Origin of the sequence: Obesumbacterium proteus, from assembly GCF_001586165.1 — a bacterium.
In the GTDB taxonomy this organism is placed as follows: Bacteria; Pseudomonadota; Gammaproteobacteria; order Enterobacterales; family Enterobacteriaceae; genus Hafnia; species Hafnia protea.
Genome location: NZ_CP014608.1, coordinates 4,737,559 through 4,751,492, shown reverse-complemented (window position 1 = coordinate 4,751,492; position 13,934 = coordinate 4,737,559). Strand labels below are relative to the sequence as shown.

General features: G+C 50.7%; 11 protein-coding genes and 1 riboswitch. Of the genes, 4 read left to right on the top strand and 7 right to left on the bottom strand.

Annotation, left to right across the window (positions count from 1 at the left end; translation table 11 throughout):
* Positions 1-13 precede the first annotated feature (13 nt).
* Both hldE and yjeH read left to right on the top strand, forming a co-directional pair.
* Complete coding sequence (gene hldE, locus DSM2777_RS22195; RefSeq protein ID WP_046459188.1) at positions 14-1,444, top strand: bifunctional D-glycero-beta-D-manno-heptose-7-phosphate kinase/D-glycero-beta-D-manno-heptose 1-phosphate adenylyltransferase HldE; 1,431 nt, start codon at positions 14-16, stop codon at positions 1,442-1,444.
* A gap of 30 nt (positions 1,445-1,474) precedes the next feature.
* Positions 1,475-2,731 (top strand): L-methionine/branched-chain amino acid transporter, encoded by a 1,257-nt coding sequence (yjeH, locus tag DSM2777_RS22190; protein WP_061555169.1) that lies wholly within the window; start codon positions 1,475-1,477, stop codon positions 2,729-2,731.
* A 67-nt stretch (positions 2,732-2,798) separates the two neighbouring features.
* Here yjeH and ubiK read toward each other — a convergent pair whose 3' ends face one another.
* Positions 2,799-3,077, bottom strand: a complete 279-nt coding sequence (ubiK, locus tag DSM2777_RS22185) for a ubiquinone biosynthesis accessory factor UbiK (protein ID WP_040046240.1) — start codon at positions 3,075-3,077, stop codon at positions 2,799-2,801.
* Positions 3,078-3,284: 207 nt separating this feature from the next.
* Positions 3,285-3,462, top strand: a riboswitch (FMN riboswitch).
* A 119-nt stretch (positions 3,463-3,581) separates the two neighbouring features.
* On the opposite strand from ubiK, the gene ribB reads away from it, so the two are divergent.
* Entirely contained in the window at positions 3,582-4,235 is a 654-nt protein-coding gene (ribB, locus tag DSM2777_RS22180; protein WP_025799042.1) for a 3,4-dihydroxy-2-butanone-4-phosphate synthase, read from the top strand.
* 68 nt (positions 4,236-4,303) lie between these two features.
* On the opposite strand, the gene zupT is transcribed toward ribB, so the two are convergent.
* Positions 4,304-5,077, bottom strand: a complete 774-nt coding sequence (gene zupT, locus DSM2777_RS22175; protein ID WP_061555168.1) for a zinc transporter ZupT — start codon at positions 5,075-5,077, stop codon at positions 4,304-4,306.
* Positions 5,078-5,309: 232 nt separating this feature from the next.
* On the opposite strand from zupT, the gene ygiD reads away from it, so the two are divergent.
* Positions 5,310-6,092, top strand: a complete 783-nt coding sequence (ygiD, locus tag DSM2777_RS22170; RefSeq protein WP_061555167.1) for a 4,5-DOPA-extradiol-dioxygenase — start codon at positions 5,310-5,312, stop codon at positions 6,090-6,092.
* A 63-nt stretch (positions 6,093-6,155) separates the two neighbouring features.
* On the opposite strand, the gene DSM2777_RS22165 is transcribed toward ygiD, so the two are convergent.
* The 5 genes from DSM2777_RS22165 to DSM2777_RS22145 all read right to left on the bottom strand — a co-directional run bounded on the left by DSM2777_RS22165 (position 6,156) and on the right by DSM2777_RS22145 (position 13,668).
* Positions 6,156-7,370, bottom strand: coding sequence for an MFS transporter (locus DSM2777_RS22165; protein WP_046459185.1), 1,215 nt, complete (start codon positions 7,368-7,370; stop codon positions 6,156-6,158).
* Positions 7,371-7,547: 177 nt separating this feature from the next.
* Positions 7,548-9,383 (bottom strand): IucA/IucC family protein, encoded by a 1,836-nt coding sequence (locus tag DSM2777_RS22160; protein ID WP_061555166.1) that lies wholly within the window; start codon positions 9,381-9,383, stop codon positions 7,548-7,550.
* Positions 9,380-9,982 (bottom strand): GNAT family N-acetyltransferase, encoded by a 603-nt coding sequence (locus tag DSM2777_RS22155; RefSeq protein ID WP_046459183.1) that lies wholly within the window; start codon positions 9,980-9,982, stop codon positions 9,380-9,382. Before DSM2777_RS22155 ends, DSM2777_RS22160 begins: the two co-directional genes overlap by 4 nt.
* Positions 9,979-11,319, bottom strand: a complete 1,341-nt coding sequence (locus DSM2777_RS22150) for a lysine N(6)-hydroxylase/L-ornithine N(5)-oxygenase family protein (protein WP_061555165.1) — start codon at positions 11,317-11,319, stop codon at positions 9,979-9,981. The genes DSM2777_RS22155 and DSM2777_RS22150 overlap by 4 nt, the downstream gene beginning before the upstream one ends.
* Before the next feature lie 174 nt (positions 11,320-11,493).
* Complete coding sequence (locus DSM2777_RS22145; protein WP_046459181.1) at positions 11,494-13,668, bottom strand: TonB-dependent siderophore receptor; 2,175 nt, start codon at positions 13,666-13,668, stop codon at positions 11,494-11,496.
* Positions 13,669-13,934: the final 266 nt, after the last annotated feature.

Here is a 13,934-nt window from a genome sequence, read left to right as displayed (position 1 = left end):
TTGGAGTCCGGGGATGAAAGTAACCCTACCTGATTTCCGTCATGCCAACGTGCTGGTTGTGGGTGACGTCATGTTAGATCGCTACTGGTATGGACCTACTAGCCGTATTTCACCTGAAGCACCGGTACCGGTGGTTAAAGTGGATACCGTCGAGGAGCGTCCAGGCGGTGCGGCCAACGTGGCAATGAACATTGCGTCGCTTGGCGCGAATGCTCGTTTGGTGGGTTTAACCGGTATCGATGATGCAGCAAGAGCGCTAAGCGCTAAGCTGGGTGAAGTTAACGTTAAATGCGATTTCGTGTCTGTGCCGACGCATCCAACGATTACTAAACTGCGCGTTTTATCGCGTAATCAGCAGCTGATTCGTCTCGACTTTGAAGAGGGTTTTGGCAGCATTGATCCTCAGCCAATCTTTGAAAGAATTCAGCACGCATTGCCAAAACTGGGTGCGTTAATTTTATCCGATTATGCCAAAGGGGCATTAAATTCGGTTCAACAGATGATTCAATTAGCGCGTGCGGCGAACGTGCCTGTGCTGATTGATCCTAAAGGTACCGATTTTGAACGCTACCGAGGCGCAACGCTGTTAACGCCAAATCTGTCTGAGTTCGAAGCCGTGGTTGGCCGTTGTAAAACCGATGAAGAATTGGTTGAGCGCGGCTTACAACTGATGCGTGAATTTGAGCTCACCGCGCTGTTGGTTACGCGTTCTGAGCAGGGCATGACCTTGTTGCAGCACAACCAGCCACCGTTACATATGCCGACGCAGGCGCAAGAAGTTTATGACGTGACCGGTGCTGGCGATACGGTGATTGGTGTTCTGGCAACGGCTATCGCCGCAGGAACGTCATTGGAAGAGGCTTGCTTCTTAGCCAATGCGGGCGCAGGCGTGGTGGTGGGTAAACTGGGGACTTCTACCGTTTCACCTATCGAGCTGGAAAATGCCATTCGCGGACGCAGCGAGACGGGCTTTGGCGTTATGAGCCAAGAAGAGTTAAAAGCCGCCGTTGCCAACGCTCGTCAGCGTGGCGAAAAAGTGGTGATGACTAACGGTGTCTTTGACATTCTGCATGCGGGACATGTTTCTTATCTGGCTAACGCACGTAAATTGGGCGATCGCCTGATCGTTGCGGTAAACAGCGATGCATCAACTAAACGCTTGAAGGGCGAAGAGCGTCCGGTCAATGCATTAGCACAGCGTATGATCGTACTGGCTGCGCTGGAAGCCGTGGATTGGGTTATCTCATTTGAAGAAGATACGCCGCAGCGCATTATCTCTGAGGTATTGCCGGATCTGCTGGTTAAAGGCGGTGACTACAAGCCTGAAGACATTGCGGGCGGGAAAGAAGTGATCGCTGCCGGTGGTGAAGTGCGTGTGCTGAATTTTGAAGATGGTTGTTCAACCACCAATATCATCAAAACGATTCGTCAGGGCCACGAATAATCTCCCGATGAATGCTAAGCGGAACATATTGTGAGCGGATTAAAGCAAGAGCTAGGACTGGCTCAGGGAATAGGGCTGTTATCCACATCGCTGTTAGGCACGGGCGTCTTTGCTGTGCCTGCATTAGCGGCGCTAGTGGCTGGCAATGATAGCCTGTGGGCATGGCCGATTCTTATTGTCCTTGTGTTTCCGATCGCGATTGGTTTCGCTGCGCTAGGGCGTCACTTCCCAAGTGCGGGCGGTGCCGCTCATTTTGTTGGTATGGCATTTGGGCCGCATATGGCGCGAGTGACCGGCTGGCTGTTTCTTTCCGTTATCCCCGTTGGTTTACCTGCGGCGTTGCAAATTGCGGCTGGCTTTTGGCAGGCTATGTTTGGCTGGCACGGTTGGGAACTGCTGCTGGTGGAAATCGGCACTCTGATGGTGGTGTGGTTTTTGGGCACTCGCGGAGCGGGTTCCAGCGCGAACTTACAGACGCTGATCGCCGGACTGGTGGTCGCTTTGGTCGCAGCCATTTGGTGGCGTGGCGGAATATCACCGGCGGAGATTCCATTCCCTGCCCCGTCAGATGTGAGTCCTCATAATCTCTTTTCCGCTTTGGCCGTGATGTTTTGGTGTTTTGTCGGATTAGAAGCGTTTGCCCATTTGGCTTCTGAATTTAAAGATCCCGAGCGTGATTTTCCTCGTGCATTGATGATCGGCTTGTTGCTGGCTGGCGTGGTGTACTGGGGTTGTACGGTTGCAGTGTTGCATTTCAATGCCTTCGGTGCGGAAAAAGCCGCAGCTGCCTCGCTGCCAGGGATCGTCGTACAGCTATTTGGTCAAAAAGCGTTATGGGTCGCCTGCATTATTGGTTATTTGGCCTGTTTTGCCAGCCTCAATATTTACACCCAAAGCTTTGCTCGACTGGTATGGTCACAGGCTCAGTTGAAACCACAAAGCCGTCTGGCACAGCTTTCGCCGCGTCAGGCACCGGTCAACGCGCTGAATGTTGTTCTGGGCTGCTGTTTGCTGTGCGCGGTGGGTATTTATGCGCTAGGTGTGGCTTTGGATGAACTGATTATTTATGCCAACGGCATTTTTATCATGATCTATCTGCTATGCATGCTGGCAGGTTGTCGCCTACTCAAAGGCCGTTCGCGCCTGATGGCGGCGATAGGCAGCGTATTGTGTTTGTTATTGCTCTACATGGTTGGCTGGAAAAGCATTTATGCCATCGTGATGCTAGCCGCGCTGTGGGCTTTGTTACCACGGCGGGCGATGGAAAGCGGATTAAACTCCCATTAGCTATCTAGCTAGCAGCAATAAAAAACGGAAGCCTAGGCTTCCGTTTTTACGTTCATGTTCGACTCGCTTATTCAGCGTCTTTTGCCGCCGGTGTTTCGCTTGCTGCCAGTTTTTCTTCTAGCGCCGCCAAGCGTTGTTCCATCATCGCCAGCTTTTCACGCGTGCGCAGCAAAACCTGCGTCTGAACGTCAAACTCTTCGCGATTCACTAAATCCATACGATTAAATTGCGCCTGCAGGATTTGGCGGATTTTTTTCTCGACATCATCCCCGAACTCGCGCAGTCCTTTTGGCATGGATTCATGCACCTGACGGGCAATCTGTTCAATTTTCTTCGGGTCAATCATGGCGTGTTCCTTGGTCGTTATGGTCATGCGTTAGGGCTTAAGAACCACTATCAGAACGAATGACGATGATATTGAGCTGATGCACAATAGCAGAGCTATAGCTGCATAGTGTAATGCGAGTTGGCGAATGGATAAACCTCTGTGATCGCTCTTGGATAATCTGGAATGACGATTGCCCAAACTAATCATTAGCGTTATAGTTGACCTGCTTATTCTCAGGGCGGGGTGGAAGTCCCCACCGGCGGTAAATTTATGCATAACGCATGCCTTTCACGGCAAGCGCAGCATAAAAAGCCCGCGAGCGCTTATGCTGCAAGGTGTAAGGACAGCAGATCCGGTGTAATTCCGGAGCCGACGGTTAGAGTCCGGATGGGAGAGAGTAACGATACCTGTTGGGTTTGTCCCACTCGCGTTATTAGGCGCGTTAGCCGTAGGCTTACGTTTGCCACTCCTCAAAGCTGCCCTGATTCTGGTAATCCATATAATTAATGAGGTTTTTTTACCATGAATCAGACTTTACTTTCCGATTTTGGTACTCCGATGGAACGTGTTGAACGTGCGCTAGCTGCATTGCGTGAAGGCCGTGGCGTTATGGTGCTTGACGATGAAAATCGTGAGAACGAAGGCGACATGATTTTCCCTGCTGAAACCATGACTGAAGAACAGATGGCGCTGACCATCCGTCACGGTAGTGGCATTGTTTGCCTGTGCATCACCGAAGAGCGTCGTTTGCAGTTAGACCTGCCGATGATGGTTAGCAACAACACCAGCCATTACGGTACCGCATTCACCGTGACTATCGAAGCCGCTGAAGGCGTGACGACCGGCGTTTCCGCCAAAGACCGTTTGACTACCGTGCGTGCCGCAAGCGCTGAAGGCGCTAAGCCTTCTGACCTGCATCGCCCTGGCCACGTGTTCCCGCTGCGCGCTCAAAACGGCGGCGTTCTGACTCGTCGTGGTCATACTGAAGCAACTATCGATCTGGTAACTTTAGCGGGCTTCCGTTCTGCGGGCGTACTGTGTGAACTGACCAATGACGACGGCACCATGGCGCGCGCGCCAGAAGTGATTGTGTTTGCTAACAAACATAACATGCCAGTCGTGACCATCGATGATTTGGTGGCTTACCGTCAGTCTCAAGAGAAAATTGCGAGCTAATTTCGCTGAGCTCTGCACGAAAAGGACAGCCTAGGCTGTCCTTTTTGCTATTTGGAGATTGGAGAGTCTTAACCGAGCGGGCTGCTTTGTAACAGCGTCAGGCTAAAGCCCATCACCGTCATACCGCACAGCACGCCATAGCTTGGGTTATTCTGCGGATCAATCTCTTTGGCTAGCGGCATCAGTTCGTCTACCGATAGCGCCACCATAATACCCGCCACCATAGCCATGATTGAGGCCATTAGCACCGGAGATATGGCCGGTCCCAGCAGGAAGAACGCCAGAAACCCACCTAAAATTTCGGCGAAGCCCGAAACGCTGGCCCACCATAGCGCCTTGGTTTTTGAACCCGTGGCGGCATAGACTGGCCCCGCAACCGCTAAGCCTTCAGGAATATTGTGAATGGCAACCGCAAGCGCAATGCCCATCCCTAACTCGAGATCGGAGCTGGCGGTGACGAAGGTGGCAATGCCTTCTGGAAAGTTGTGCAGGCTAATACCGAGCGTCAGCAGCATGGCTGTACGGCGTAGGTTGCGTGTTTTCCCTGCTTTAGGCGCATCCATTAGGTCATGTGCATGCTGGTGCGGCAACATTCTGTCCAACATGAAATAGCCCACCAAACCAATGATGAACATGCCATAGCCGAGCATCGGCGACATACCTTGGGTATCCAGCGCGGCGGGTAACATTTCCATCAAAGAAATCAGCAACATAATCCCTGCGGCAAAGCCAAGCGCAAAGGCTAAAACCCGGTTGGAGGGTTTCTGTCCGATAATGGCTAATAACGCGCCGACAAATGTGGCACCGCCGGCAAGCAAAGTCAGAATAAGTGGAACTGACATAGCGCCTCCTTGTTGATAATGACTCCTATTATTGTTTTAACCTATCTTTAAGTAAATAGCGAATACAAAGTTATTACCAATGACTCTAATAACTCAACCCCCTCTGGGTCTGATATTCAAATTTACTGACAATCATCATCATGGTTATCCGGCAGACGATCGAGATAAATCTGAGTAATGTATAACCATTCGGAGGCGATGCTCTCCGCCAGACTAAGAAAAGGATAATGTTATGACTACCTCTCGTATGCCTGCGCTATTTCTCGGTCACGGTAGCCCGATGAACGTGCTGGAAGAAAATGACTACACTACGGCTTGGCGCGAGTTAGGTAAAACGCTACCGCGCCCGAAAGCGATTGTTGCTGTTTCGGCTCACTGGTACACCCGTGGCACGTTTGTGACGGCGATGGAGCAGCCACGGACAATCCATGATTTTGGTGGATTCCCACAGGCACTGTTCGATACGCAATATCCAGCGCCTGGCTCGCCTGAACTTGCTCGTCGAGTACAGGAATTACTGGCTCCAGAAATGGTGCATTTGGATACCAGCGAATGGGGTTTGGATCATGGTACTTGGGGCGTTTTGATCAAAATGTACCCAGATGCCGATATTCCGGTGATCCAACTGAGTATTGATGGTACTCAACCTGCGGATTATCACTATGAATTAGGCAAGAAACTCGCCGCTTGGCGCGATGAAGGCGTGATGATTGTCGCGAGCGGAAACGTGGTACATAACCTGCGAATGGTTAAGTGGCAGGGCGAAGCCGAACCTTATCCGTGGGCATTTAGCTTTGATAATTTTGTGCGTGAGAATCTGGCCTATAAAGGCGAAAACCATCCGCTGGTTAACTTTATGCAGCATGAAGGCGCTGAATTATCTAACCCATCGCCGGAACACTTCCTGCCGCTGTTATATGTGCTTGGTGCATGGAACGGTGAAGAGCCGATTTCTGTGCCGGTGGACGGCATTGTGATGGCGTCGCTGAGTATGTTATCGGTCGTCGTGGGATAGTTCCCGCAAACGAAATTCCTCCCCTGCAAAGGGGAGGGTTACGATACGGCCAGTATGCGGAGATTAGCTACTGGCCTTCTTCTTCAAAAATACCCACATCAGAGCCAGCCAAAGCAGCCCGCTGATTAATCCATACAAATTAAAGATCCCACTTCCCTGCCAAAGATAAATACGTTTTGCGATCTCAATGCCCAAGGCATAAATGCCAATAGTCGTCATACCGAGCGCGGCGGCAACGGTGCCTTTGCGCATATCGCTGGCAAACAGTGTGAGGCGATATAATCCTGCGTTAATCAATCCTGTGCCGAAGGCGTAAAGGCTTAAACCGGCAATGGTCCACAGGTAAGCATGTGGGGTAAACAGCGTGCCAAAGGTGGCCAGTGCCAGACCGGCAATGATTGGCGGTGCACCGAGCCACAGCGGTTTTTCAATCGACATCTTTCCTGCGATGCGTGCCAGCACTAAATTGCCCATGATAAGGGCAACAAAAATAGGCACCTGCAACCAGCCATACGCCACAGGCGTTAGCCCTTCACCGTCAATCAGTATTACCGGTGAAATCGCGACCCACGCCAACAGCGGCAGGGCCGAAAAACCGATTGATGCCGCGCCACAGACGAAACGCAGATTGCCAAATACCTGTCGATAATCTGCCAGCAGGGAGGTTAAGCGTAATTTTTCGCCCTGTGACTGCGCGGTTTCTGGCATCCCTTTCCATAGACCGAGCCATGCAATAAATGCCACTAGGGCAAATACGGCAAACATACTTTTCCACGGTGCAAACTGAATAAATGCTGCTCCGGCCAGAGGGCCAATTAATGGCGCTATCAAGGCAACGTTGGCCATTAATGCCATAAGCTTGATGCTGAGTGTTTGGTCGAAGGCTTCCTGCACGGCGGCGTATCCCACGGCGCCGATAAAACAGAGGCTGATGCCTTGGATAAAACGCATCAGAATAAATTGTTCAATGCTGTTGGTGAATAGCGTAGCGATACAGGCGGCGACAAACAGCATCACGCCGGTCAGCATCACTGGTCGGCGACCAACGCGGTCAGATAGCGGCCCAAGCAACCATTGCAGCATCATGCCACCGAACAAATACGCGGTTAATGAGGTTGGAACCCAGCTCACGTCTGCATTGAAATCACGCACCACATGGATCATGCCCGGTTGGATCATGTCGTGGGCGATGTAGGTCGCGAACTCAAACAACACCAGCGCGAGAGGAAACAGCACGGCACGGCGAGTTAGCTTAGAAGCAGCAATATAGGATGACATGTCGGGTGATTACTCGGTTTATGTAAAGAGTTTGCCCCTGCATTCCCAGTGAAAAAGAAATGGCAGGGGCTATAGTCGTTCAATTCTGATTTTCGGGGGAACGTTGGATGCGTTGTATAACCGTACCCTGCGGTAAACCCGTCTATCTTTTTGTGTCAGCGCCAGTCGCGTTGAGCGTTATTTAAAAGTCACCAATGGGTTATCCAACTGGCCCGCAAATTTCAGATTTTGTGATGGATCGCTGAGGTTGATCATCTGGCGATTGTTAGCCAGCTGGAGGCGATTCAAACAAGAATGTGTGAAGGCCGGGCTAAACATGTCGTAGCGCTCGAAACGTTCGGCCAGCTCAGGATGCGCCTGTTGGTAATCCGTCACGCATTCGGTCACGCGCTGCCAGAATTTCTCCTGCGGGTAATTTCCCTGCTCATGCAGAATTGCAGCCATAAAGCGGAAGAAACCGTCGAACACATCGGTAAAGATCGACAGGATTTTAAGCTCATCGGGTACGAATACCGCAACGCGCTTGGCCTTCTCAGGTAGATCAGCATCGGGATCCATCACCACGATCTCTTCGGCGATATCTTTCATGAAGACATGTACCGGGGTATGGTTTTCCAGCACGAGGATCAGGTTTTCACCGTGTGGCATAAAGGCCAGATCGTAGGTGTACAAGCAGTGCAGCAGCGGGCTGAGATAGCTTTGCAGATAGCGCTTCAACCATTCACCGGTTTCTAAGCCAGAAGCCTGAATCATGGCTGGCAGCAACGCATTGCCATCGCGATCCTGATGCAATAGCGCCGCCATCGTCATAACACGCTGGTTTGACTGAATCAGCGCCAGCGGGCTTTCGCGCCATAGCGCAGCCATCATTTTTTTGTATGGTGTATCGCCGCTCACCGCGCTTTCATAATAGTGATTACGATAGCCGATGGTCGCCACTTCGCGCAGCATACGGAAACCATAATCACGCAGGCAGCTGTCGTTTTCGATAAGTTCGGCCAGCCATTCGTTGATGCCCGGCGTTGTCGCCATATAGTACGGAGACAGGCCGCGCATAAAGCCCATATTGAGGATCGATAGCGCAGTCTTTACATAGCGCTTGCGTGGATGACTGGTATTGAAAAAGGTGCGGATGGACTGTTGAGCCTGATAGTTATCTTCGCCAATGCCCAGATAAACCAGCTCACGCTTGGCGATATCGGGGGCAAAGATCCCTGTTAGCTTATTTTGCCATTGCCACGGATGCACGGGCATAAAGATGTAGTTATTCGGATCAAGATCCTGAGCGATCAATTGCTGAGTGAAATCTTCAACGATGCTTGGCGTGAGCTCTTCTGCCAGCAACTGTTGGTAACTGAGCTCATCGATGCTGGCGAAATGCGCTTTGCTTTTGTGTGCCGCAAGCCAAACAAAGTTGATTGGCGCTGCGGCTTCCGGTGCATAGGCCTGATAATCAAATGCATCAAAACCAATGCGTCCGTTGTTTGCGACAAACGCGGGGTGGCCTTCCATCATGGCGCCTTCTAGCGTTTGGAAATCAGCGTCGAGCAGATGCTCAATCAAAACCCCTTCGCGCAGATGCTTGAAAGCGCTGCTGTATAAAGTGCTGGTGATTTCTTCCATATAGGTAGGCAGCATCTCCTGTGGAATACCCAACACGTCTTTGAATTCAATGATAAAGCGCAGCGAGTCCAGCTCTTGCTCAACGCCATTTTGCGTTTTTTGAATAGAGTCAGCATCAATGGCCCAGTGTTCCAAGGCTAGGCGACGAGCGCGGAAGTGATAGATCACCTCGTCCTGTGGCGCTGCCAGTTGGTAATCGGCCATTTCATCGGCTGACGTTGACTGGCTAACGCATTCAGGCGTAAATAGACGCTCATGCGCAAATTCGGCAATCGCCTTGCGGACGTGTAGGCGGTTGGCTTTACTCCACAGTTCGGGGGTCAGGTGAGCGATAACGTGACGGTTTTGTTCTGCCACAGGCAAATGAGAAAACTGAGTATGAGCGGTCATGCGTGGGTCTCCTGACGGGAAACAGAATGGAATTGTGCATCATGGCGCAGCGCAGCGGCGTGCTGCTCGCGATCGCAGAACGCTAGCCATGCGGTTTTGTTTGCGAGTTCGATTTGATGTTGATAGACGAAGCCTGCACGTTTGTTCAGACGATGGATTTTCTCATTACGCACATCGGGCTCGACCACAATACGAGCGACGCGCTCATCGCTAAACATGAACGCCACGATGGTTTGGAACACAGCCCAGGTGAAACCGCTGACCGGTTTATCCGCTGGCGCGACCAAAATGTGCATACCATAATCGCTGTTTTGTGCCGGATAACATTGGCCGACCGGATCGTGGATCGCCTGATAGCGTTCCAATAGAAACGTTGGTTTCCCTTGATACACGCCGATGAATGCGCCGTCGGGATGATGTTTAAGCAGATCGAGATAGAAATCCCGTACCTGCTCAACGCTTTGATCCATCATTCCCCAATAGCGGGCATAGGGTTGGCTAACCCAGCTATGCAGCAGCTCGGCATCTTGAACCGCATCCAGCGGACGTAGGGCAAAATCGCCCACGTTTTCCACCTGATGCTTAAATATATAACTCATAACAAATCTCCGGTTTGCGGGGCGGCAAACTGTTGGAACGCAATTTGTTCTTCAATTGGGTAGTGTTCGGTTCCGGTGATTTCACGCAGGATCCATGAGTTGCGGTAGCAGGCCATACCAAGATCGGGAGTGACGAAACCGTGTGTATGCAGCTCAGCGTTCTGCACGAAGATCTCTTGGTGCTGTGTATCGATCGAGTAGTTGCGGGCAACGTCGTAACGGCCTTTTTCATCCCACGCGATTCGATCATGGATCGGTTGTAAAAATGCAGGCGGCTGATGGCGATATCCGGTGCACAGGATCACAGCCTCGCTGTCGATAGCGAAGTGTTGATCCTGTTCATGCTGATGCAGCGCCAGATTCAAGGTTTTATGGTTAGCGGTATTTTGTACGCCGGTCAGGGCGGTATTGGTGAACAAGCGGGTATTCACATGACCGTCCAAGCGTTTGATGTATAGCAGATCAAAAATGTCGTTAATCAGGCTGCTGTTGATGCCCTTGTAAAGCTGCTGGCTTTGCATATTAAGCTGGTCACGCTTTTCTGCGGGCAACTGGTGGAAGTAGTCCACATACTCCGGCGATGTCATTTCCAGCGTTAGCTTGGTGTATTCCAGCGGGAAGAAGCGCGGTGCGCGAGTGACCCAGTTTAGCTGATAGCCATACTTATCAATATCTGAGAGGAGATCGTAATAAATTTCTGCCGCACTCTGTCCACTGCCGACCACCGTTATGGAGCGGCGGGTTTGGAGCTCTTCCTTGTGATGCAAATACTGGCCGGAATGCACCATACGTTCGGCAAAGGGCTGGCAGCACTCAGGGATAACCGGCGAAGGGCCGGTGCCAAGAACCAGATGGCGCGTTTCAAACGTTAACTTCTGACCGTTGCGCGTATCGCTGCAATGCACCTGATAGCAGCGGCTATCCTGATCGAACTCCACGCGCTCAACTTTGGTATTGAATCGTAGGTTGCTTAGGCGCTCTGTCGCCCAGCGGCAATACTGGTTGTACTCTTTGCGCATCAAAAAGAAGCTTTCGCGGATATAAAACGAGTACAGACGTCCCTGCTGTTTGATGTAGTTCAGGAAACTCAGTGGGTGCGTTGGATCTGCCAGCGTCACCAGATCGGCCATAAACGGCGTTTGCAGATGAGCACTTTCCAGCATCATGCCAGGGTGCCAGTCAAAGCCTGAGTTTTGGTCGAGAAATAGCGCGTTTACCTGCGACAGCGGCTGCGTGAGACATGCCAATCCAAGATTAAACGGCCCAATACCAATGGCGATAAAATCATAAGGTTGTTTGGCAGCCTGCTGCTGAGAGGATAAGGAGAACTGGGTCATAGATCTTACCTTAGATTATTACGAGGAGTACAAATTCGATGCTCAGCATTTATCCAAATTTCTAGATTGCGGATACGGGTTGTGAATCTGGCGCTAAATCGCCAATGAATTAATTTAAAAGGTATTTTTATTCAGGGATGCCGAAATGCTCGGCATCCCTATTTTTAGATGTACTTAGAAGGAATATTTCACACCCACGACCACGGAGCGCTCTGCACCGAACCAGCAGTTATTGCTGTCGTAGCAGCTTGCGACGTAGCGTTTGTCAGTGATGTTATTCACCGCCATTTTCAGCGTGGCGTTATCCAGCGCAGGCGTTAGGTTACCTAACTCATATGACGCTGCCATGTCATACAGCGTAACGGCTGGCAATTGTTCAGTATTGCTCTGGTTAGCTTCCATACGACCGATGTAACGGATACCCGCACCAACGGTGAGTCCGCGCAGGAAAGTATCGTCAATGGTGTAGTTAGCCCATGCGCTAGCGTTGTCTTTAGCCGTTTGTACCGGACGATTGCCAATCAATGCCTTGTTAGCATCTTCGGTAATTTTCACGTCGGTATAAGCGTAGTTCGCCGTCAACAGCAGGTTTTCCAGCGGGGAAGTGCGCAGTTCAAACTCATAGCCTTTCGACTCGATTTCGCCACTTTGATACTTCTCGTAGGGATCAACGCCGTTCGGGTTAGACGTCAGCGCGTTCTCTTTTTTGATATCAAACACAGCGGCCGTGAAGATGGTGTTCTGGCTTGGTGTGGCAAATTTCACCCCACCCTCCCACATCTTGCTGGTTTCTGGTTTGTAAGAGCCACCACTTTTGTTACGTCCGGCTAAAGGCTCAAAGCCCTCGGAGTAAGCAACATACGGGGAGATCCCGTTTTCAAAGTGATACATCGCGCCATAGCGCTGGGTGTATTTGCTTTGAGAGAAGGTTTCATCTGTATTAGCGCCGTATTGCAGGCCGTAGGTGCGCTTCTCGTATTGGTCATAGCGACCACCGGCCAAGATGGTCAGCTTGTCGAGATCGATAGAGTCCTGCCAGTAGTAGCCGTTCTGGTGCATTGAATAGCGCACGTTGGTGGCGAGTGACGGATCCCAAGCAATATTGCCGCGGTTAATCTCATTGTTATTGCGATCGAAGATATCGATGCTTGGCGCAGCGGCATCCTGATACTCGGTTTTGTTGTTCTGCCACTGGTAATCGAAGCCCAGCAATACATTGTGGCGCAGGAACGCGGTATCAAATTTACCGGCAATCTGGTTATCAATGTTGAAGGAGTCCATGCTCTCATCGGTCATGTACATACGACGACCGAGAGTGCGGCCATCATCAGCAAGACCGGTGCTGTAGGTGTTTTCCTGATAGGCCGTAATGTGCATAAAGCGGGCTTTCTGCGTGAAAGACCACTCATCGCTGAAGCGGTGATCGAACTGGTAGCCGACAGACTCTTGTTTACGCTTATAGGCTTCCCAATTGTGATCGCCCAGATAAACGTCAGTTGGCAGTTTGCCGTAAGGAGAATACTTGAAGGTGCCTTCGCCTGGCAGAGAGGTATAAACGCCGGCATTAGGATCGTTTTGGAAGAAAGCTTGTACCAACAGGCTATTGTTATCGTCGATATCCCAACGTAGAGAAGGGGCTAACAGATAGCGTTCATTTTTGGAACCTTCGGCTTGCCCATCAACGGCACCGGCTAAGCCCACAAAGCGGTAGCTAACGTCGCTGTCGCCAATTTGACCGGTAGAGTCGATTTTCCCTTCGCGACGATTATCACTGCCGGTATCGAATTCTACATCGGTATTTTGGTTTTTCTGTGGTTTCTTACTGATCATGTTGACGATACCGCCGGGTGAGGCGTTACCGTATAAAACTGATGCGGGGCCTTTCATAACTTCGATACGATCGAGCATGTAGGTATCAACTTGGCCTTGAATGTTCCATTCGTTGTAAGGCAGTTGTAGGCCGTCGAGATAGTTTTCGCTGTTTTTGAATCCGCGAATGGTGAATTCATCAAAACGAGTGATCGCGCCACCACGGTTTTCAGTGGTTACGCCCGATACGTAGCGCAAAGCTTCGTTCAGTGAGCTGATACCGCGCTCATCAAGCTCTTGGCCTTCAACGGTGTTGATGGTTTGCGGAGTATCCTGCGCGGTCAGATCGGATTTGGTGCCGGTGTTTTCGTAGCTTCCCAGAGGTGGGAGACTGGATTTGGCGCTGACAACGATTTTGTCTTCATTGTTTGGTGCTGCGGCATCAGTTGCTGTATCCGCAAAGGCGCTCAAAGGGAATACCAAACAACCGATTGGCAATGCCGCTTTCAGCGAAGAGTTAATAAACGCTTTGTATTTCATCTAATTATCCCTGCTTGAAAAAGCACGAAGATCTAATAATTAATTGTGAGCAATCTGGTCATCGCCGGATGTTAACCAGTCAATGACATCGCTTTATCAAATGCGATACAGAATGATAATTATTCTCGTTAGCTTTGGTAGCTTTTCTTCGAGCTGATGAGGGAAAACTATTTTTCTTTGTGATCTTCATCACGAATTAATAAGGAATGTTGAAGAATAACCATAAATAACTCAATGAAATTAATCGAGTAATGGTTATTAACAGA

Bases quoted from the DNA above. Each gene is read 5' to 3' on its own strand.
- hldE (WP_046459188.1), top strand. From the start codon at position 14: ATGAAAGTAACCCTACCTGATTTCCGTCATGCCAACGTGCTGGTTGTG.
- ubiK (WP_040046240.1), bottom strand. From the start codon at position 3,077: ATGATTGACCCGAAGAAAATTGAACAGATTGCCCGTCAGGTGCATGAA.
- ribB (WP_025799042.1), top strand. From the start codon at position 3,582: ATGAATCAGACTTTACTTTCCGATTTTGGTACTCCGATGGAACGTGTT.
- zupT (WP_061555168.1), bottom strand. From the start codon at position 5,077: ATGTCAGTTCCACTTATTCTGACTTTGCTTGCCGGCGGTGCCACATTT.
- ygiD (WP_061555167.1), top strand. From the start codon at position 5,310: ATGACTACCTCTCGTATGCCTGCGCTATTTCTCGGTCACGGTAGCCCG.
- DSM2777_RS22165 (WP_046459185.1), bottom strand. From the start codon at position 7,370: ATGTCATCCTATATTGCTGCTTCTAAGCTAACTCGCCGTGCCGTGCTG.
- DSM2777_RS22160 (WP_061555166.1), bottom strand. From the start codon at position 9,383: ATGACCGCTCATACTCAGTTTTCTCATTTGCCTGTGGCAGAACAAAAC.
- DSM2777_RS22155 (WP_046459183.1), bottom strand. From the start codon at position 9,982: ATGAGTTATATATTTAAGCATCAGGTGGAAAACGTGGGCGATTTTGCC.
- DSM2777_RS22150 (WP_061555165.1), bottom strand. From the start codon at position 11,319: ATGACCCAGTTCTCCTTATCCTCTCAGCAGCAGGCTGCCAAACAACCT.
- DSM2777_RS22145 (WP_046459181.1), bottom strand. From the start codon at position 13,668: ATGAAATACAAAGCGTTTATTAACTCTTCGCTGAAAGCGGCATTGCCA.